Here is a 19583-nt window from a genome sequence, read left to right as displayed (position 1 = left end):
CGCTCCACAGCCATGCCGGGAGGTGGTGGCCCGAGATCGAGACGAGGAAGGCGGCGTTCTTTTTCGGCGACGACACGACTTGTGCTCCGATGGCCCTCCGGCAAGGTGGCCGAAGGGCGTTGTGGGGTGGCTTGGGCAAACTCCGTGGCAACGCGCCGGTGACGGCGGAAGAGCACTATGAAGGCAACGGTGCAGTGGTTTGTGTTGTGCTGTGTCGTGCGTACGGCGGTTGTAAATGGTCTGTTGATTCCCGCGCAGACGTGACCCACGTTTCAGCTGAAGCTCGGCCCTTCTCATACCTCGGAGCGCAGGCCTTCGCTCCAGTGCATCGGCACGCGAATGGTCGAGGCCCCGGCTTCAGGGGCGAGCCACGCGTGCGGCTCGAGTCGGCCAGAGCCAACTGGTCAGGCTCACCGGCACAATTCGGCCAAGAGCCGACACACTGGAAGCCAATGAAAATCCAAGTCCGACCAGCGACGGCAGGCGATGCGATCGACGCCTGCGGTGTCATTCGGAGTTCAATCCTCGAGTGCTGTCACGACGACCACCGCGGCGACGCGAAAGTGCTTCAAGGGTGGCTGCGCAACAAGACGCCTGATTTCGTGCGCATGGTCATCTCTTCGCCAAGCGCGTTCTCGGTTGTTGCCAGTGTCGACGGGGTGACGGTCGGATTCGGGTCGGCCTCGAGATCCGGTGAGGTGACCCTCTGCTACGTCGCGCCCTCCGTGCGCTTCGCAGGAGTGGGCAAGGCGCTGCTCATGGCAATCGAAGACGACGCCAATCGATCGGGGGTCGAGGCCTTGCGCCTGGAGAGCACGCGTACAGCCCGGGAGTTCTATCTCCGCAACGGATTCGTTGCCGAAGGGCCTGCGGTCCTGGCCTTCGATATGGAGGCGCAACCGATGCGAAAGCAGCTCAGGCCCGAGGTCTAGTCCCGGACCGGACCTCACGCGAGGTGGCTTCCGTGAAGAAGAGCGACACGAGTAGACTCCGCGGCTTTTCCTTTCCGCAGAGGAGCGACCCGCGATGGCTATCCTGGATGCCGGCCCCTATTTCCACGGCACGCGCGCGGACCTTCAGGTGGGTGATCTGCTCACGGCCGGCTTTCGGTCGAACTACGACGACAGCGTCGTCATGAACCACATCTACTTCACCGCCTGGCCCAAGGGCGCGGGGCTGGCTGCCGAAATGGCGAAGGGCGACGGCCGTGGCCGCGTCTACATCGTCGAACCCATGGGGGCCTGCGAGGACGATCCCAACGTCACCGACAAGAAGTTCCCGGGCAATCCCACGCGCTCGTACCGAAGCAGGGAGCCGCTGCGAATCGTCGGCGAACTGGAGACCTGGGAGCCCTTCGATCCGGAGTACATCCGGCAGCTCAGGGAGCGCGTGCGCGTTGGCATGGGAGAGATCATCAACTGAGCCCCGCCTGCCGTGCCCGCGCCACTTCGGCCGCTGCGAGGTATTCGTCGACAAGCAATGCTCCAGCGGAGCACCCCACTCGAAGGAGACTCTCATGGGACTTCTGACCTTCAGCCTCAACCTCACCCTGGACGGCTGCGTCGACCACCAGGAGGGAATCGCCGACGACGAGACGCACGCCTTCTTCACCAACCTCATGGATGAGGGTGGTGCGATGCTGTGGGGCCGCACCACCTACGAGATGATGGAGAGCTACTGGCCGGCGGTCGCCCGCGGCGATGTGGACGCGCCGCCGGCGGTGCGCGAATGGGCGGTCAAGCTGGAGATCAAGCCGAAGTACGTCGTGTCGTCGACGCGATCGGATTTCCCGTGGACCAACAGCCACCACGTCGCCGGCGACTTGCGCTCGGAGGTGCAGAAGCTCAAGGACGCGACCCCGGCAGGCGTGCTGCTCGGCAGCGGCAAGCTCGCGACCGAGCTGGACCGGCTGGATCTGATCGACGAGTACAGGTTCCTCGTCCATCCCAGGATCGCCGGCCATGGCCCGACCCTGTACCAGGGCGGACTGCCCGGTACGCGACGGCTCGAGCTGGTCTCTGCGAGTCCGCTCGGCAACGGCGTGGTCGCCATGCATTACCGGCGCGCGCGCGTCTAGCAAGCGGTTGCGGCGGACAGTCCGTTGTGCGACGCCCGCCACCGAACGGGGGCGTTGAACGCCTTGCTCAGTACGCTCCCTGCGACCCGGCAGGCGCAGGTGCTGCGGCAGGCGCACCGAGGAAGTCCGCCGCCAGCCTGCGCGCCGCGCCCGCGTACAGCAGCACATCCACCCCCACGGCCACGAAGGTGCAGCCGAGTTCGAGATAGCGCCGCGCCAGCTTCGGGTCTGAAGTCAGCGTGCCTGCCGCCTTGCCCGAGGCCACGATGATCCGCATCGCGTTCTCGATGGCGGCCTGCACTTCGGGATGGCCGGGGCGTCCGCGATGGCCCATCGAGGCGGCGAGGTCGGCCGGTCCGATGAAGACGCCGTTCACTCCGTCGACCGCGCAGATCTGCTCGAGGTTGGACAGCGCGGTCACGGTCTCCGCCTGCACCAGCAGGCAGACTTCGCCGTCGGCGATGTCGAGGTAGTCGGAGCGCGCGCTCCACTGCGATGCGCGTCCGACCGCGCTGCCCACGCCGCGGATGCCGAGCGGCGGGTAGCGCGTGGCCGACACCAGCGCGCGTGCCTGCTCGGCGGTGTCGACCATCGGCACCAGCAGGTTCTTCGCGCCGATGTCGAGCAATTGCTTGATGAGCGCGGTGTCGCCCTGAACGGCGCGCACCACCGGCTGCGCGCGATGCGGCGCCACCGCCTGCAACGCGGCCAGCGTGGAGCGCAGGTCGTTGGGAGCGTGTTCGCCGTCGATCAGCAGCCAGTCGAAGCCGGCGGTCGCGCTGACCTCGGCCATGTACGGATCGGCCATGGAGAGCCAGAGGCCGACCTGCGGCTGGCGCGCGGCCAGGGCCGCCTTGAAGGAGTTGCTTGCGGGCATGCTTTCGAATCCGGGAAATGAGTGAGATGAATGAAGTCAGTCGAGCTGGCCCTGGCACACGTACTTGATGTGCATGTAGTCCTCCAGCCCATGCACCGAGCCCTCGCGGCCGTAGCCCGACTCCTTCACGCCGCCGAAGGGCGCCGCCTCGGCCGCCAGCGCGCCTTCGTTGATGCCCACGATGCCCGACTCCAGCGCATCGGTCACGCGCCAGATGCGCTTCACGTCCGTCGAATAGAAGTACGCCGCGAGCCCGAAGGGCGTCTCGTTGGCCGCGGCGATCACCTCCGCCTCGCTCTCGAAGCGCGTGACCGGCACCACCGGCCCGAAGGTCTCCTCGCAGCTGCATTCCATCGTCGAGTCGGCATTCACCAGCACCGTGGGCGCGTAATAGTTGGGCCCGTCGCAGCGCGCATCGCGCAGCCGCTTGCCGCCGACCACCACGCGGGCGCCGCGGGAGACGGCGTCGCGCACGTGGCGCTCGATCTTGTCGACCGCGCGCGCGTTGATCATCGGCCCGATCTGCGAGCCCTCGTCGCTGGCCGGCCCGACCCGCAGCGCACCCACCCGCGCCGCCAGCTTGTCGACGAAGGCATCGTGCACACGTGATTGCACGAACACGCGGTTCGGGCACACGCAGGTCTGGCCGCCGTTGCGGAACTTGGCGGCCATCAGGCCTTCCACCGCCGCGTCGATGTTCGCGTCGTCGAACACGATGAAGGGGGCATTGCCGCCGAGCTCCAGCGAGAGCTTCTTCAGCGTGTCGGCCGAGCGGCGTGCCAGGTGCTTGCCCACGGGCGTCGAGCCGGTGAAGGTGATCTTGCGCACGCGCGGGTCGTCGAGCCAGGCGTCGACCACCTCGGGCGTGCGCTCGCGCGAGGCGGTCACGATGTTGAGCACGCCCGGCGGCACGCCGGCCTCCTGCGCCAGCTTCACCAGCGCCAGCGAGGTCAGCGGCGTGTCCTCGGCCGGCTTGCACACCACGGTGCAGCCTGCGGCAAGGGCAGGCGCGATCTTGCGCGCGATCATCGCGGCCGGGAAGTTCCACGGCGTGATCGCGGCGACCACGCCCACGGGCTCGCGCAGCGCGAGCATGCGCCGGCCGGTCACCGGTGCGGGAATGATCTCGCCGTTGGCGCGCGTGGCTTCCTCGGCGAACCATTCGATGTAGCTGGCCGCGTAGGCGACCTCGCCGCGGCCCTCGGCCAGCGGCTTGCCCTGTTCGCGGGAGATGAGGCGGCCCAGGTCTTCCTGGTGCGCCATCACGAGGTCGTTCCAGCGCTTGAGGATCTGGGCGCGTTGCTTGGCGGGCACGGCGCGCCAAGCGGGGAAGGCGGCGTGCGCCGCGTCGGTGGCCGCGCGTGCGTCGGCTGCATCGGAATCGGGAACCTGCGCGACCAGCGTGCCGATCGCCGGATCGGTCACGTCGAGCGTGCGGCCGGAGGCGGTGCGCAGCCACTCGCCGGCGATGAAGTTTTCGGTGCGTTGCAGGTCGGGGCGCGAGAGGGTCAGGGGCATGGGGGTTGCGTCTTGCATTTTTTCTTGAACGGCGGGCTCAGCTCACGATGCCCAGGTGCCATGGCACGAACTCGTGATCGCCGAGGCCCAGCGTCTCGCTTCTGGTCGGCTCGCCCGAGGCGTGGCGCAGGATCTGCTCGAAGATGTGCCGGCCCAGTTCGGGCACGGAGAGTTCGCCGTCGATCACCACGCCGCAGTTGATGTCCATGTCTTCCTCCAGGCGCCTGAACATCGGCGTGTTGCTCGCGAGCTTGATCGTCGGCGCGGGCTTGCTGCCGAACATCGAGCCGCGCCCGGTGGTGAAGCAGATCAGCTGCGCGCCGCTGGCGATCTGGCCGGTGACGGCCACCGGGTCGTAGCCCGGCGAATCCATGAAGACGAAGCCCGGCTCGTCGATGGGTTCGGCGTATTCGTACACCGCGCGCAGCGGCGTGGTGCCGCCCTTCATGGCGGAGCCCAGCGATTTCTCGAAGATGTTGGCCAGGCCGCCGGCCTGGTTGCCGTGGCCCACCACGCCGTTGAACTGCGCGTTCTGGCCGGCCGCGTAGCGCTCCCACCAGGCGAGGCGGTCGAGCAGCTTCTGCCCGACCTCGGGCGTGGCGGCGCGGCGCGTGAGCATGAATTCGACACCGTGGATCTCCGGCGTTTCCGACAGGATGGCGGTGCCGCCGTGACGCACCAGCAGGTCCATCGCCGCGCCCAGTGCAGGGTTGGCGGTGATGGCCGAGAAGCCGTCGGAGCCGCCGCATTCGAGCCCGATCTTCAGATGATGCGCGCCGACGCGCGTGCGCTGCGCCGCATTGGCCTCGGGCAGCATCTCCTCGATCGCGCGGATGCCGGCCTCGATGGTCGCGCGCGTGCCGCCCACCTCCTGCATCACCAGCGTGCGCATCAGCCGGCCCGCCTGGAGGCCCTGCGAATCGACCAGCGCATCGACCTGGTTGCGCTCGCAGCCCAGACCCACGATGAGCACGCCGGCCAGGTTCGGATGGCGCGCGTAGCCCGCCAGCGTGCGGCGCAGCACGTCGAAGTGCTCGCTCGGCGACGACATGCCGCAGCCGCTGGTCTGCGCGAATGCGGCCACGCCGTCCACGTTGGGAAACGCCGCCATGCGCTCGGGCGTGAAGTGCGCGGCGATGCGCTTGATCACGGTGGCCGAGCAGTTCACCGACGAGAGGATGCCGATGAAGTTGCGCGTGCCGACGCCGCCACCGGGCCGCTCGAAGCCCATGAAGGTCGCGCGCTCGGCTTCGGGCACGAAGTCCACGGGCCGCACGTCCTGGCAGAAGGCCGGGTCGCGGTAGCTGTCGACCAGCGTGAGGTTGTGGCTGTGCACGTAGTCGCCGGCCTGCAGGTCGCGCGAGGCCACCCCGATCACCGTGTCGTACTTCCTTACCTCCTCGCCGGCCGCGATGGCGCGCGACGCGATCTTGTGGCCGGCGGGAATCTGCGCCCTGGCGCGCACGCCGAACTCGGCGATCGCCTCGCCCAGGGCGATGGCGTTCTTGGCGACCAGCACGTTGTCGTTCGGATGCAGGCGAAGCAGGGGGCTGTCGTTCATGAAGAAAAAGGAATGGAAAGGTGCTTGCGGATGGAAGGCTTGCTCAGCCCTTTTCCATCAGCTCCTTGAGGTTGAGCTTGCGAATGAGCTCGGTCTCCTGCCGGTAGACGGCCTGCACGTACTTCTGGTACTCGGGGCCGTCCTGGTACATGACGGGGGCGTCGATGCTTTCCGCCACCTTGCGGAATTCCTCGCTGTTGACGGCGGTGCGGAACGCATCGCGCAGCTTCTTCTCGACCGCCGGCGGCAGGCCCTTGGGCGCGCCGATGCCGTTGGGCGCTTCCACCACCACGTCGTAGCCGAGCTCCTTGAGCGTGGGCGTGTCCTTGAAGCGCGGCGTGCGCGTCTCGCCCCAGGTGGCGAGCAGGCGCAGCTTGCCGCTTTCCACGTGCGGCGCCCAGGAGCTGCTGTCGGCCAGCATGTCGACCTGTTCGCCCAGCACGTCCTGCAGCGCGGCCGAGCCGCCCTTGTAGGCGATGGCGTTGAACTTCACGCCGGCCGCCTGCGCGAACTGCTCCATGCCGACGTGCGTCGCGCCGCCGATGCCGGCATGCGCATAGGTCACGGTGCCGGGGTGGGCCTTGGCATGCGCCACCACGTCGCGAAGAGACTTGAACGGCGAGCGCGCGGGCACCGCGATGCCGAAGGTCTGGCCCGAAGTGCGTGCGAGGTAGGTGAGATCTTTCAGCGGATCGAGCTGCACGGTGCCGATCTGGGAGAAGCGCGTCACGGAGATCGGTATCTGGCCGATGGTGTAGCCGTCGGGCCGTGCCGAGGCCAGTGCCTTGGTGCCGATCATTCCCGAGGCGCCCGCGCGGTTCTCCAGCGCGATGGGCTGGCCGAGCTCGCGTGACGCGATCTGGCAGATGATGCGCATCGACCTGTCGGCCGTGCCGCCCGCGGGCCATGGGCAGATGAATGTGAGGGGACGTTCGGGGTAGTCGGCTGCCAGCGCGCGTGCTGGTGTGCTGGCGAGTGCGGCGGCGCCCAGGCCGCCCAGCACGAACTGGCGGCGTGCCAGCTTGCGAGGGGTTTTCATCGTTGTCTCCAGGAATCGTTGTTCGGCAGGCAGGGCGGATTCTTCCGGAGACAATCATTGCCATCCAATGAAATAGCGGACTCTCTTCATGAGCTTGAGGTTATGAAGAGAAAGAAGGCCGCATGACGCCCCACGACACCATGAGCCAGATCGACCGCGTGCTTCGCTCCAACCTCAAGCTGCGCCACCTGCAACTGCTGGTAGCGCTCGACGAGTTCCGCCACCTGGGCCGCGTGTCGGAGTTCCTTTCGATCACGCAGCCGGCCGTCTCGAAGATGCTGGCGGAGATCGAGCGCATGTTCGACCTGAAGCTGTTCGTGCGCTCCACGCGCGGCACCGAGCCCACGCCCTACGGCGCGACGGTGGTGCGCTTCGCGCGCTCGGTGCTGGCCGACTACCAGCGCACGCGCGACGAGATCGACGCCGTGGCCAGCGGAGGCGCGGGCCGCACCAGCGTCGGCGCGATGGTGGTGGCCACGCCGAGCCTGCTGGTGCAGGCCATCCAGCGGCTGAAGAAGCAGTCGGCGCTGACCACCGTGATGGTGGAGGAGGGCGACCTCACGCGGCTGCTGCCCCGCCTGCGCGTGGGCGAGCTCGACCTGATCGTCGGCCGGCTGGAGCCCGGCTATGCATCGCCCGACCTGGAAACCGAGGCCCTCTACGCGGAGCCGATGTGCATCGTAGTGGGCCCGGAGCATCCGCTGGCGAAGGCTTCCAGGCCCAGCTGGGCGATGCTCGCCGGGCTGCCCTGGGTGGTGCCGCCGCCGTGGGCTTCGTCGCGCTCGAAGCTGGCGCAGATGTTCTACAAGCATCGTCTCGTGCCGCCGGCGGACATCGTCGAGACGGCTTCGTTCCTCGTGACGCTTTCGGTGATGCACCAGCGGCCGGCCGTCGGCTTCCTGGCGCGCGGCGTCGCCCGGCACTTCGCGAAGCAGGGACAACTCTGCATCCTGAAGATCGACGTGCCGATCGAACTCCCGCCAGTGGGCATCATCACGCTGCGGGGCCGTTCGCAGACGCCGGCCAGCCAGCTGCTGATGGACTGCCTGCGCAAGGTCGCGCCGAAATAGGAAACAGGAGGCAGGAGACCGTTCCGTCAGCGCAGCACCAGCACCGGGATGTGCGAGTGCGTCAGCACGTGCAGCGTCTCGCTGCCCATCAGCAGGCGCGCGAGGCTGCGGCGTCCGTGCGAGGCCATCACGATCAGGTCGCACTGCTGGTTCTTCGCGGTGGTGATGATGGCCTCGGCCACCTGGTTCGACCGCATGACGATGGCCTGCGCGCTGCGCACGCCCTTGGCGAGTGCCGAAGCCGCCACCTTGTCGACCAGCTGCTGCGCGGCCCGGTCGGTGTGCGCCTGCGATTCCTGGATGTCGCGCTGGCTCAGCATCATCGAGCCCTCGAAGTAGCCGACCGGCTCGATGTGCGCGACGGTGACGCTCACCAGGTCCGCATTGGTCAGAAGAGCCAGGTCGATGGCGGCTTTGACCGCTTGCTCCGACAGCGCCGAGCCGTCGGTCGCGACAAGAACACGCTTGTACATGGCAGGCTCCTTGGCCCCCGGCACCGCGGGTGCCCACACTTCAGTCTAGTTCGCGATCGCGGCCATGCAAGCCGGGCAGGCTACCCTTCATTTTTCGTGCCGGCTGCCGATAACTCCTGCTCGTACACGAAAAAGGAGGATCGAAATGGTGAATGCCATCGGTGCAACCGGCAGCGCGAGAAGCGGGGGCGACGTGAACGTCGAGATTGCGAAGATTCAACGCCAGATCACGGCGACGCAGAAGCAGATCAAGGAAACACAGGGCCTGCTGCTCAGCACGCCCGAAGGCGATGCGCGCAAGATGGTCCAGCAGCAGCTCCAGGCGCTGGCGGCCCAGCTGGCCATGCTGCAGCAGCAGATGAACGCGCTGCGCATGGGCGCCGTCCAGAAGAGCGCCATGGCGTCGATGGAGGAAAGCGCCTCCGCCTCGCAGCGTGCCGGCAACGGCAGCCGCAACGCTTCGATCGGCGGCATCGTGGACGTGCAGGCCTGATTCAGCCTCCGCGCTCGGGCCACCGGTGCCGCGTGCCGCCGGAGCGCCGGTCGGCCTTCTCCGCCACCACGCCCTGCGCGAGAAGCTCTTCCCCGCGCTGCTCGAGGTGCTGCAGGCAGCGCAGGAAGGCCTCCATGTCCGCGGGCGCGATGCCTTCCAGCAGCTCGGTGTTCAGCCCCGCGATGCGCGGGAAGAGTCCGCCGAACAGCTGCTGGCCCGAGGCGCTCAGCCGCACGTGCACCTCGCGCCGGTCTTCCGCGTTCTGGCGGCGGTGCACCAGCTTCTTCTCGACCAGGCTGCGCAGTCCGCGCGAGGTGCGCACCCGGTCCAGGTGCAGCTGCGCGGCGAGCGCCGACGACGTCATCTCGCCTTCTTGCGCGAGCGTGGCGATCATTCCCCATTCGCGGCGCGTGATGCCGAAGCCGCCCTCGACCAGCCGGGTGGCCATGCCGCTGCCCGCGCGCACGGCGCGCGCCATGCGATAGAGCAGCAGGTCGTCCAGGGAACGGGGCGCGCGCAACGCTCCTGCATCGGGAAAAGCTTGTTGCATATGGGTGGCGGAACGGCGGGGTGAGTGTGGTTCGCCCGCCTCGGCGGGCAGTTGATTGATTAGATCAACTGTTTGCCCATACGTATAAACCAGTAACAAATTTGAACGAGCGGAAACAGTCTTGACGCGCGATTTTCGCCGTGAAACCCGCGCCTTCCCGTTCACGACAACTGTCCCGCAGGAGATCCGATGCCCGCATTTCTTTCCAGGCGCAAGCTCATCATGGCAGGGGGCATGGCCCTTGCCGCTTGCGCTCCCCTGGCCCATGCCCAGGCGCCCGCCGCGCTGGACGGCGGGCCGCTCACCCTTGTGGTCGGCTATGCGCCGGGCGGCAGCACCGACCGCATCGCGCGGCTGATCGCCGAGCGTCTCGGGCCGAAGCTCGGCGTGCAGGTGAGCGTGGAAAACCGCCCGGGCGAGGGCGGCCGGCTCGCGGCCAAGGAAGTGAAGCGCGCGCCCGCCGGGCAGAACGTGCTGATGCTGGGCAACCCCGCCGTGATGGTGGTCGCGCCGCTGGTGTTCAAGGACGCGGGCTACGACCCAGACAAGGACTTCGTGCCCGTCTCGCAGGTCAGCAGCTACGACTTCGCGCTCGCGGTCGGCCAGAAGCTCCAGCTCGACCGCGCGATGTTCCTGGTGGGCCGGCTCTGGGCGCATCCGGAAGAGGCCGTGTTCGGCGTGCCCGCCACCGGCAGCCTGCCCCACTTCTTCGGCCTGATGGTGGGCGACGCCCTGAGCGTGCAGCCGCAGATCAAGGGCTACGGCGGCTCCGCGCCGCTGGCGGCCGACCTGAGCGGAGGCAGCCTGCCGATCGCCATCGACACGCTCGACTCGCTCTATCCGCAGCACGTGGCCGGCAAGATCCGCATCCTCGCCACCTCGGGCAAGAAGCGCGCGAGCTTCGCGCCCAACATCCCGATCTTTCGCGAGGCCGGCATGAAGATCGATGCCGACGGTTGGAACACCTTCTTCGCGCCCAGCTCGATGGCGCCGGCCAGGGTGCAGCTGCTGGCCAACTCGATCCGCGACGTCATGAAGGACCCGGGCCTGCAGAAGGCGGCCGACGCGCTCTTCATCACGCCGGTGGTCAGCAACGCGGCCGAGACCGCGCAGATGCTCAAGGCCTATCGCGCGCAGTGGGAGCCGGTGGTGCGCCGCTCCGGCTTTCAGCCCTGAACTTGATACTCCCCCCAGGCTTCGCGCACTTCGTGTCGCTTCGCCAACCCCCCTCGCCGGGGGGCGACACCTGCGGCCCGGCAAAGCCGGTTCCGCGGTGTCCCGCGAATGGGCTGCGCTGGTTCAGGCGGCGAGGGCTCGCATCTCGGAGATCAGGTCGGCCTTGCCTTCGAATCCGATGCCGGGCAGCGGCGGCAGGGTGACGTAGCCGTTGTCCACTTTCACGCCGTCGGGGAAGCCGCCGTAGGGCTGGAACAGGTCGGGGTAGCTCTCGTTGCCGCCGAGGCCGAGGCCGGCGGCGATGGCCAGCGACATCTGGTGGCCGCCGTGCGGGATGCAGCGCGAGGGCGACCAGCCGTTCTCCTTCAGCATGTCGAGCGTGCGCAGGTATTCCACGAGACCGTAGCTCAGGGCGCAGTCGAACTGCAGCCAGTCGCGGTCGGGGCGCATGCCGCCGTGGCGGATGAGGTTGCGCGCGTCCTGCATCGAGAACAGGTTCTCGCCCGTGGCCATCGGGCCGGCGTACACCTCGCCGAGCTTGGCCTGCAGTTCGTAGTCGAGCGGGTCGCCGGCTTCCTCGTACCAGAAGAGCGGGTATTGCGAGAGCGCGCGACCGTAGTCGACGGCCGTCTGCAGGTCGAAGCGGCCGTTGGCGTCCACCGCGAGCTGCTGGCCGGGGCCGAGGATCTTCAGCACCGACTCGATGCGCTCGCAGTCTTCGGCGAGCGTTGCGCCGCCGATCTTCATCTTCACCACCGAGTAGCCGCGCTCCAGGTAGCTGGTCATCTCGCGCTGCAGGCCCTCGAGGCCCTTGCCGGGATAGTAGTAACCGCCGGCCGCGTAGACGAACACGCGCGGGTCGGGCTTGCCGGTGCCGTAGCGCTCGGCCAGCAGCTGGTAGAGCGGCTTGCCTGCGATCTTGGCGGTGGCGTCCCACACGGCCATGTCGATGGTGCCCACGGCCACCGAGCGCTCGCCGTGGCCGCCGGGCTTCTCGTTGATCATCATGCGGGCCCAGATCTTGTGCGGATCGAGGTTGTCGCCGGTCTCGTCGAGCAGCGACGCGGGCTCGGCCTCCAGCAGGCGCGGCAGGAAGCGCTCGCGGATCAGCCCGCCCTGGCCGTAGCGGCCGTTCGAATTGAAGCCATAGCCGATGACGGGCTTGCCGTCGCGGATCACGTCGGTGACCACGGCCACGAGGCTCAGGGTCATCTTCGAGAAATCGATGTAGGCGTTGCGGATGTCCGACTTGATGGGGCGGGTGGATTCGAGGATGTTGACGATTTTCATGGTCGGGTTCCGGGGATGAGAAAGAAGCGAAAAGGTTGTTCAGCGGTGCAGCGACGAACCGCCGCAGATGGCGACGTCCTGCCCCGTGATGGCCGCCGCCTGCGGCGAGAGAAGAAAGCCCACGAGCGCGGCGATTTCCCCGGGCTGGATCAGCCGGCCTATGGGCGGCATGCGCGGCGCGCTGCCCGCGCGGGCCGGGTCCTGCAGCATCGAGGTCTGCGTCGCGCCGGGCGACACCACGTTGACGGTCACGCCCCGGGCCGCGACTTCCGCGGCCCAGCTTCGCGCGAGCGCGATCAGCGCGGCCTTGGTCGCGGCGTATTGGCCACGACCGGGCAGGCCCTGCGCGACGCGGCTGCCGACGAACACCACGCGGCCACTGCCGCGCGCGGCCATCGCCGGCACGAGCGCGTCGGCCAGGCGCGTGGCCGCGTCGACGTGCAGGCGCCACATCAGCTCGCCACCAACATGGTCGAGCGAGCCCAGTTCGCCGACGCGCAGCACGCCGGCCGCATGCACCAGCGCATCGGCATCCTGCAGCGCGGCGGCGACGCGCGCGATGGCATCGGCATCGCACAGGTCCACCGCCGTGTGCGTGAAGCCTGCGTGGGAGGACAGCGTCGGCGCGGCGAGGTCGACGCCGCTCACGCGCCAGCCGGCCTCCAGCAGGTGCGAGGCGATGGCGCGGCCGATGCCGCCGCTGCTGCCCGTCACCACCGCATGGGGCGCCGTGGCGAACTCATTCGACATGGATGTTGCCCTCGGTGATGATCTTCTTCGAGCGCGCCATGTCCTCGGCCTGGAACTTCGAGAAGTCCTCGACGCTGCCCGGCGTCAGCAGCAGGCCCTGCGCGTTCAGCGTCTCGCGCATGTCGGTGCCCAGCGCCTTGTTGACCTCGGCGTTCAGCCGCTGCGTGATGGCCGCCGGCAGCTTCGCCGGGCCCCACAGACCGTACCAGCTGTAGAACTCGTAGCCCGGGATGCTTTCACCCACCGTGGGCACGTTCGGCAGGCTGGTCGCGCGCGTGGCCGAGGTCACGGCAATCACCTTCAGCATGCCGCTCTTGTGATACTGCAGCGAGCCGAGGATCGGGTCGATGAAGCCGTCGATCTGCCCGCCGATCAGGTCCTGGAAGGCCGGCGCCGTGCCCTTGTACGGCACGATCAGGTAGTCGAGCCCGCCGCCCGCGCGCTTGAGCAGCTCGGTCGACAGGTGCCCCGCCGATCCGATGGAGCCCACCGCGAAGGTCATCTTGCCGGGGTGCGCCTTGGCGTACGCGATGAGCGACTTCACGTCGTTCACCGGCAGGTTCTTGTTGACCGCCACCGACAGCGGCGCCTTCGCCACCAGCGCCACCGGGGTGAAGTCTTTCACCACCTCGTAGGGCACCGACTTCATGGTCATCGGCGCGGTGGTGAAGGTCGAGGCGTTGAACAGCAGCGTGTAGCCGTCGGCCGGCGCCTTCGACACCACGTCGGCACCGATCACGCCGTTGCCGCCCGCGCGGTTCTCCACGATGAAGCTCTGGCCCGTCTGCTCGCCGAGCTTCTGCGCCAGCAGGCGGCCGATGGTGTCGAGCGTGCCGCCCGGCGGAAACGGGATCACCATGCGCACCGGGCGGCTGGGCCAGTTCTGGGCGAAGCCGGCGGTCGATGCGGCTGCCAGCGCGAGGGCGGCCAGGGTGGCGCGCAGGAAGTGCTTGCGTTGCATGTCTCTTGTCTCCTTGTGTTTTCTCGATCGGGCGTCATGGCCCGTGGGCTCAGCGCTTCGACAGCCCGGCCTGCTCGACGGCGGCGCGCAGCGCGTCCATCTCGCGCGCGTTCGGCGCCTCGGTCGGCGGGCGCACCGTGGCGTTCTCGAGCACGCCGGCCAGGTACATGCCGCCCTTCATGCGCGCATGCGCCTCGCCGGTGGGCTCGCCGCCGCCGTACACGGCATCTTTCAGCGGCGTGATGAGCGCCTGCACCGCCATTGCCTTCTTCAGGTCGCCGGCCTTCACCGCGTTCCACAGGTCGATGATCAGTTGCGGGATGAAGGTCGCGAAGCCGACCAGCGCGCCGTCCACGCCCTGGACCATGGAGGCCAGCAGGTATTCGTCGTGGCAGGTGAGGATGGCCTTCGAGGCATCGGCCTCGCGGATCGCCTGGATGTCGCGGGCGTACTTGTTCATGTCGCGCTGGCCCACCTTGAAGGCCTGCAGGTAGGGCAGGCGCGCCAGCTCGGCCAGCAGCTGCGAGGAGTACGAGGCGCGCGTCCATGCCGGGTACACGTGGCATACGAGGTCCAGCTCCGGCGCGGCGCGGTGGATGGCCTCGAAATACTGCAGCGCATGGCCGGGCGTGAAGCCGAAGCGCAGCCAGTGGTGCGGCGGCATCACGTCCAGCGCCACCGCGCCGGCGGCCTGGGCGGCGCGGGCATGCTCGGCGGCCTCGGCCAGGCCCTCGCAGACGATCGACGAGATCACCGGCATGCGGCCGCGCAGCTCGTCGGCCACGATGCGCGTCACCTCGGCACGCTCCGAAGGCGTGAGCGAGAACACCTCGCCGGTATGGCCGTTGGTCATGATCGCCACCACGCCGTCGTGGCCGGCCAGCCACGAGGCCAGCTTGCGCAGCGCCGGCTCGTCGATGCGGTGGTCGTTCGTGAAGGGGCAGGAAATGGCGGGGATGATCCCGCGATAATTCGCGATGGAAGGCATGCTGTGTCTCCGTGATGGTTCAAGTTGCAGGAATGGGTGCATCTTTTGCCGGCGGGGCACGGGCCGTCCAATACTCGAATCGCATACAACTATTCAACCGATCGCGCAGCGCATGGGCCCCGGCAACCGACCGCTCGACCTCGAATGGCTGGAAGATTTCCTGGCCCTGGCCGAGACCGGCAATTTCTCGCGTGCCGCGCAGGCGCGCTCCATCGCGCAGCCCGCCTTCAGCCGGCACATCCGCTCGCTGGAGGAATGGGTGGGCGTCGACCTGTTCGACCGCAGCGCGCATCCCACCGCGCTCACGGCGGCGGGCAAGCGCTTCCAGCCGCTGTTGCAGGAAGCGCTCGCGGGCCTGGAGGCCGCGCGCATCAAGGCCCGCGCCGCCCACGACCTCGCGGCGGCCAGCCTGAGCTTCGCCGCCACCCACGTGCTTTCGCTGACCTTCTTCCCGCGCTGGCTGGCGGGCGTGGAGTCGAGCCTGAGCATGGGGCCGATCCAGACCATCTCCGACAGCTCGTACGCCTGCGAAGACCTGATGCTGCAGCGCCGCGTGCAGTTCGTGCTGTGCCACGGCCATGCGGGTGCGCCCGGCCGGCTGGACGAGGCGCAGTACCCGGTGCAGCGATTGAGCGAGGACGTGCTGGTGCCCGTGAGCGCACCCGACGCGAAGGGCGCGCCGCAGCATGCGCTGGGCGAGGGCCGATCGCCCTCCGTGCTCGCCTACAGCGAGGCTTCGGGGCTCGGCCGGATCATGCGGGCCATGCAGGACAGCGAGTTCGGCAAGGACTTCGCCACGTCGCTGTCGATCGTCTTCACGGCCCACCATGCCGCGCTGCTGCGCACCATGGCGCTGGAGGGGCGCGGCCTGGCATGGCTGCCGATGAGCCTGGTGGCCGATGACCTGCGTAACGGCGCGCTGGCCGATGCCGGCGCGGGCGGCTGGCGCGTGCCGGTGGACATTCGTCTGTACCGCCAGCAGGCGCAGATGGCGCCGGTGGCCGAGGCGCTGTGGGCGCTGGTCAGCGAAAGCACCTCAGCCGCCTGATTGGCCCCGCTTGTTCGCGGGACACCGCGGAACCGGCTTTGCCGGGCCGCAGGTGTCGCCCCCGGCGAGGGGGTAGGCGCAGCGACACGAAGTGCGCGAAGCCTGGGGGAGTTCTAGTTCATGCAGCGAGCTTCGAGCGCGTCCAGGAAGGAGCGGTCCCATCGGCCTTCCTTCATCGCCTGGATGGTGCGCGCTTCCGTCTCCAGATGCGCGCGGGCCTTCTCGATCAGCAGCTCGGCCTCGTCGGGCGAAAAGGCCAGCAGCCCGTCCTGGTCGCCCACCACGATGTCGCCCGGGTTCACGACCATGCCGCCGACCGACACCGGCACGTTGATCTCGCCGGGGCCGTCCTTGTAGGGGCCGCGGTGGTTCACGCCGCGCGCGTACACCGGGTAGTCGCGCTCGCGGATCTCGGCCACGTCGCGGATCGCGCCGTCGAGCACCAGGCCCGCGGTGCCGATGGTCGCGGTATAGAACGACAGGATGCCGCCGATGACGGCGTTGGTGACGTCGCCGCCCGCATCGATCACCAGCACGTCGCCGGGCCGGCAGAACTCGAAGGCGCGCATGGGCGTGAGGTTGTCGCCGCCGCGCGTCTTCACGGTGACGGCCGTGCCCGCCATGGTCTTGTGGCCGGGGCGGTGGTAGGGCTGCAGGCCGACGCTGCCGATGTTGCGGTGCAGGTTGTCGCTGAGCGCGGCGACCGGAATGTCCTGCAGCGCGGCGAGGATGTGCGCCGCCACCTGCGGGGCCGAAGGGTTCTTGCGAATGGCTTTGTAGGGCATGGGGATCGTCCTGGTCGTGAAGTCTTCAGCGCAGTGCGGCCACGGCGCGCGCGATGCGCCTGCAGCCTTCTTCCAGCGTCTCGAGCGACGTGGCGATGGAAAGCCGGAAGTAGGGCGACAGGCCATATGCCGTGCCCGCCACCACGGCCACGCCTTCGCTCTCGAGCAGGTACATCACCACGTCGCCGTCTTCCTGCAGCCGCTTGCCTTGGGGCGTGGTCTTGCCGATGAGCCCGCCGCAGTTGATGTACAGGTAGAAGGCGCCTGGCGGCGTGGCGCAGCTCAGGCCGGGAATGTCGTTGACGAGTGCGAGCGTGCGGTCGCGCCGCTGCCGGTAGACGGCCACGCTCTCGGCCACGAAGCTCTGGTCGCCGTTCAGCGCCGCGGCGGCGGCCGCCTGGCTCACCGAGCAGCAGTTGCCGGTGGATTGCGAAAGCAGCGTGTCCAGCGCCTTGATGAGGTCCACCGGCCCGGCCGCGTAGCCGATGCGCCAGCCAGTCATCGCATAGGTCTTGGAGACGCCGTTCACGATCAGCGTGCGGTCGCGCAGCAAAGGTGCCACCGCCAGGATGTGCGGCAGCGGCTCGCCGTCGAAGCGGATGTGCTCGTAGATCTCGTCGGTCATCACCATCACCTGCGGATGGCGTTCGAGCACCTCGGCCAGTGCGCGGTACTCGGCGGCGGTGTAGCTCGCGCCGGTCGGGTTGCTCGGCGAATTGATGAGCAGCCAGCGCGTGCGCGGCGTGATGGCGGCCTCGAGCTGCGCGGGCGTCAGCTTGAAGCCGTTCACCTCGGGGCAGGGCACGGTGACGGGCGTGCCCTCGCAGGCCAGCACCATGTCGGGGTACGACACCCAGTAGGGCGCCGGAATGATCACCTCGTCGCCCGGCTCCAGCGTGATCGCGAAGGCGTTGTAGATCGCGCTCTTCGCGCCGCTGGTGGCGATGATCTCGTTCATCGCGTAGCTCAGGCCGTTCTCGCGCTGCAGCTTGGCGACGATGGCCTCGCGCAGCTCCACGGTGCCCGCCATCAGCGTGTAGCGGGTGGCGCCGCGCTCGATGGCGGCGGCCGCGGCCTGGCGGATGTGGGCGGGCGTGTCGAAGTCGGGTTCACCCACCACGAGGTTCACGATCGACTTGCCCTGCCTGCGCAGCTCGTTGGCGCGGTCGGCGGCCGAGGTGCTGGGCGAGGGCTTGATGCGCCGCACGCGGGCGGCAATGCGGGAGGCAACGTTGGAGTCGGCGCTGGAGGTAGTGGCTTGCATGGACCGAACGGTACGCACATCGCTCCCGCGAGGCCAAGACGAGATTGCACTGGTCGTATAGGCGCAGCTTATGACTCATGGTGAGCACCCATATCCGCCGCGCGGGGCCGGTGCTAGGCTTGGCTTTTGCTTGGGGACAAGGCGTGAACCTGCGACGCCTCAAATATTTCGTGAAGATCGTGGACATCGGAAGCCTCACGCAGGCGGCCGAGGTTCTTTTCATCGCCCAGCCAGCGCTGAGCCAGCAACTGGCCACGCTCGAAGGCGAGGTGCGGCAGCAGCTGCTGGTGCGCACCAAGCGCGGCGTGACGCCCACCGAAGCCGGCAAGGTGCTGTACCGCCATGCGCAGATCATCCTGCGCCAGTGCGAGCAGGCGCGTGTCGACATGGAGGCCGCGGGCGAGGGGCTCTCGGGCCAGGTGTCTGTGGGGCTCGCGCCGGGCACGGCCGCCTCGGCGCTCTCGCTGCCGCTGCTTCGCACCGTGCGCGCGCGGCACCCGGGCATCCTGCTCTACCTGAACGAGAACTACGGCACTACGCTCAGCGAACTCATCATGAACGGCCGGATGGACCTGGCCGTGCTGTACGGCGACAAGGCCATCCACGGGCTGACCTTCCTGCCGCTGCTCAAGGAGCCGCTCTTCCTGGTCGGCCCCGCGTCGATGCCCGCTCCCTCGCAGCCGGTGAAGCTGGCCGACCTGCGCGACATCGAGCTCTTCCTGCCGCGCCCCTACAACGTGGTGCGCAAGCTGGTGGACGCGGCCTTCGTGCGCGCGGGCATGGTGCCGCGCGTGGTGGCGGAGATCGAGTCGGCCTTCACCCTCACGGCGGCCATTGCCGACGGGCTGGGCGCCACCATCCTGCCGGCGTCGATGGCGCGCGAGGTGGTGGCGAGCTGCGGCGCCTGGCAGTTCCCGATCGTCGATCCGGTCATCGAGGCGCCGCTGGCGCTGTGCCAGTCCGACCACCTGCCGCTGTCGGAGCCCGCGCAGGCGGTGAAGGACATCCTGCTCGAACTGGTGGCCGACCTGGCCGGCACCGTCGCGTCGACGCCCGAGCCCGAGATCGCCGCGCTGCCGTGACGCTGGCGTATCGGTGGGCGTCATAAGGCGCCCTTATCCCGGCACAGCCAAACCGTCTTTGGCTTCAGGCTCGCGGCCCGTTACCTTTCATGCATGCCGTCACGCGCTCGCGGAGCGCGTCGGCCATCACAGCCACCGGCATGAAGCAGGAACAGATCAAGACGCTCATCGACGCTTTGGCCGCATCGGACCTGGCGGAGCTGGAGTACAGCGAGAACGGCAGCACGCTGCGGCTGGTGAAGCTGGCTGCGCTGGGGGCCGCGCCCGTCGCGCGGACGCCGGCCGTCGCCCGCAAGGCGGCGAAGAGGACCGTCGAGGAAACGGCGGCGCCGGCGCCTGCCGGTGACGAGTGCCTCGCACCGCTGCACGGCGTGGTGCATCTCCAGCCCGCCCCGGGCGAGCCGCCTTTCGTGCAACCGGGGCAGGCGGTGGAAGCCGGCCAGATGCTGTGCGTGATCGAGGCGATGAAGATGTTCAACGAGGTCCGCGCCGACCGTGCGGGCGCCGTCCGGCAGGTGCTCGTGCAATCGGGCCAGGAAGTGGAAGCGGGGCAGCCCCTGTTCCGCTTCGAATGAGGAGGC

General features: G+C 68.6%; 21 protein-coding genes. 9 read left to right on the top strand and 12 right to left on the bottom strand.

Annotated elements, in window-relative coordinates; genetic code table 11:
- Positions 1-452: 452 nt before the first annotated feature.
- From ABL840_RS32540 to ABL840_RS32530, 3 genes are all read left to right on the top strand, one after another.
- The gene (locus ABL840_RS32540; protein ID WP_176947667.1) at positions 453-932 is read left to right on the top strand and encodes a GNAT family N-acetyltransferase; all 480 of its coding nucleotides are present in this window, start codon (positions 453-455) and stop codon (positions 930-932) included.
- A 94-nt stretch (positions 933-1026) separates the two neighbouring features.
- Positions 1027-1422: an NAD(+)--rifampin ADP-ribosyltransferase gene (arr, locus tag ABL840_RS32535; RefSeq protein WP_093307678.1), complete on the top strand. Its 396-nt coding sequence runs from the start codon at positions 1027-1029 to the stop codon at positions 1420-1422.
- Between the two features lie 94 nt (positions 1423-1516).
- The gene (locus ABL840_RS32530; protein ID WP_093307679.1) at positions 1517-2077 is read left to right on the top strand and encodes a dihydrofolate reductase family protein; all 561 of its coding nucleotides are present in this window, start codon (positions 1517-1519) and stop codon (positions 2075-2077) included.
- 67 nt (positions 2078-2144) lie between these two features.
- Here ABL840_RS32530 and hpaI read toward each other — a convergent pair whose 3' ends face one another.
- Genes hpaI through ABL840_RS32510 form a run of 4 tightly spaced genes read right to left on the bottom strand, consistent with a single transcriptional unit; the run spans position 2145 to position 7072 of the window.
- A complete protein-coding gene (hpaI, locus tag ABL840_RS32525; RefSeq protein ID WP_093307681.1) occupies positions 2145-2954 on the bottom strand; it encodes a 4-hydroxy-2-oxoheptanedioate aldolase in 810 nt (269 codons plus the stop codon).
- A 36-nt stretch (positions 2955-2990) separates the two neighbouring features.
- Positions 2991-4472 (bottom strand): NAD-dependent succinate-semialdehyde dehydrogenase, encoded by a 1482-nt coding sequence (locus tag ABL840_RS32520; protein ID WP_418116087.1) that lies wholly within the window; start codon positions 4470-4472, stop codon positions 2991-2993.
- A gap of 37 nt (positions 4473-4509) precedes the next feature.
- On the bottom strand, positions 4510-6033 hold the full coding sequence (locus ABL840_RS32515; RefSeq protein WP_093209951.1) for a UxaA family hydrolase: 1524 nt from the start codon (positions 6031-6033) through the stop codon (positions 4510-4512).
- 43 nt (positions 6034-6076) lie between these two features.
- Complete coding sequence (locus tag ABL840_RS32510) at positions 6077-7072, bottom strand: tripartite tricarboxylate transporter substrate binding protein (RefSeq protein WP_093307684.1); 996 nt, start codon at positions 7070-7072, stop codon at positions 6077-6079.
- A 140-nt stretch (positions 7073-7212) separates the two neighbouring features.
- Between ABL840_RS32510 and ABL840_RS32505 the strand changes: the two genes are divergently transcribed.
- Complete coding sequence (locus ABL840_RS32505) at positions 7213-8142, top strand: LysR substrate-binding domain-containing protein (RefSeq protein ID WP_093307711.1); 930 nt, start codon at positions 7213-7215, stop codon at positions 8140-8142.
- A gap of 26 nt (positions 8143-8168) precedes the next feature.
- Here ABL840_RS32505 and ABL840_RS32500 read toward each other — a convergent pair whose 3' ends face one another.
- Positions 8169-8615, bottom strand: coding sequence for a universal stress protein (locus ABL840_RS32500; protein WP_093209947.1), 447 nt, complete (start codon positions 8613-8615; stop codon positions 8169-8171).
- 145 nt (positions 8616-8760) lie between these two features.
- Here ABL840_RS32500 and ABL840_RS32495 point away from each other — a divergent pair, with 145 nt between their 5' ends.
- On the top strand, positions 8761-9108 hold the full coding sequence (locus tag ABL840_RS32495) for a FlxA-like family protein (protein WP_176947668.1): 348 nt from the start codon (positions 8761-8763) through the stop codon (positions 9106-9108).
- A 1-nt stretch (position 9109) separates the two neighbouring features.
- Here the strand turns inward: ABL840_RS32495 and ABL840_RS32490 are convergent, their stop codons facing one another.
- Positions 9110-9658, bottom strand: coding sequence for a MarR family winged helix-turn-helix transcriptional regulator (locus ABL840_RS32490; RefSeq protein ID WP_093307686.1), 549 nt, complete (start codon positions 9656-9658; stop codon positions 9110-9112).
- Between the two features lie 189 nt (positions 9659-9847).
- Here ABL840_RS32490 and ABL840_RS32485 point away from each other — a divergent pair, with 189 nt between their 5' ends.
- Positions 9848-10834 carry a tripartite tricarboxylate transporter substrate-binding protein gene (locus ABL840_RS32485; protein ID WP_093209942.1) on the top strand — a complete coding sequence of 329 codons (987 nt, stop codon included), beginning with the start codon at positions 9848-9850 and terminating at the stop codon, positions 10832-10834.
- A 123-nt stretch (positions 10835-10957) separates the two neighbouring features.
- Here ABL840_RS32485 and ABL840_RS32480 read toward each other — a convergent pair whose 3' ends face one another.
- From ABL840_RS32480 to ABL840_RS32465, 4 genes are read right to left on the bottom strand one after another with little or no spacing between them, the layout of a single operon-like run.
- A complete protein-coding gene (locus ABL840_RS32480) occupies positions 10958-12124 on the bottom strand; it encodes a mandelate racemase/muconate lactonizing enzyme family protein (protein WP_093209940.1) in 1167 nt (388 codons plus the stop codon).
- Between the two features lie 39 nt (positions 12125-12163).
- The gene (locus tag ABL840_RS32475) at positions 12164-12874 is read right to left on the bottom strand and encodes an SDR family NAD(P)-dependent oxidoreductase (protein WP_093307688.1); all 711 of its coding nucleotides are present in this window, start codon (positions 12872-12874) and stop codon (positions 12164-12166) included.
- The gene (locus tag ABL840_RS32470) at positions 12864-13835 is read right to left on the bottom strand and encodes a Bug family tripartite tricarboxylate transporter substrate binding protein (RefSeq protein ID WP_093209936.1); all 972 of its coding nucleotides are present in this window, start codon (positions 13833-13835) and stop codon (positions 12864-12866) included. The genes ABL840_RS32475 and ABL840_RS32470 overlap by 11 nt, the downstream gene beginning before the upstream one ends.
- Positions 13836-13884: 49 nt before the next feature.
- Entirely contained in the window at positions 13885-14823 is a 939-nt protein-coding gene (locus ABL840_RS32465) for a dihydrodipicolinate synthase family protein (RefSeq protein ID WP_093209934.1), read from the bottom strand.
- A gap of 112 nt (positions 14824-14935) precedes the next feature.
- On the opposite strand from ABL840_RS32465, the gene ABL840_RS32460 reads away from it, so the two are divergent.
- Entirely contained in the window at positions 14936-15871 is a 936-nt protein-coding gene (locus ABL840_RS32460; protein ID WP_093307689.1) for a LysR family transcriptional regulator, read from the top strand.
- Between the two features lie 113 nt (positions 15872-15984).
- Here the strand turns inward: ABL840_RS32460 and ABL840_RS32455 are convergent, their stop codons facing one another.
- Both ABL840_RS32455 and ABL840_RS32450 read right to left on the bottom strand, forming a co-directional pair.
- A complete protein-coding gene (locus tag ABL840_RS32455) occupies positions 15985-16656 on the bottom strand; it encodes an RraA family protein (RefSeq protein ID WP_093209931.1) in 672 nt (223 codons plus the stop codon).
- A gap of 25 nt (positions 16657-16681) precedes the next feature.
- Positions 16682-17920: an aspartate transaminase gene (locus ABL840_RS32450; RefSeq protein ID WP_093307691.1), complete on the bottom strand. Its 1239-nt coding sequence runs from the start codon at positions 17918-17920 to the stop codon at positions 16682-16684.
- Positions 17921-18063: 143 nt separating this feature from the next.
- Here ABL840_RS32450 and nac point away from each other — a divergent pair, with 143 nt between their 5' ends.
- Both nac and ABL840_RS32440 read left to right on the top strand, forming a co-directional pair.
- Positions 18064-19002, top strand: coding sequence for a nitrogen assimilation transcriptional regulator NAC (gene nac / locus ABL840_RS32445; RefSeq protein ID WP_093209927.1), 939 nt, complete (start codon positions 18064-18066; stop codon positions 19000-19002).
- Between the two features lie 140 nt (positions 19003-19142).
- Entirely contained in the window at positions 19143-19577 is a 435-nt protein-coding gene (locus ABL840_RS32440; RefSeq protein WP_093307712.1) for an acetyl-CoA carboxylase biotin carboxyl carrier protein, read from the top strand.
- The last annotated feature ends 6 nt before the right edge of the window (positions 19578-19583 follow it).

Source organism: Variovorax sp. NFACC27 (assembly GCF_048301545.1).
GTDB classification, from domain to species: domain Bacteria; phylum Pseudomonadota; class Gammaproteobacteria; order Burkholderiales; family Burkholderiaceae_C; genus Variovorax; species Variovorax gossypii.
Note: the sequence above shows the minus strand (reverse complement) of the source record. Positions and strands in the feature narration are given on the sequence as shown.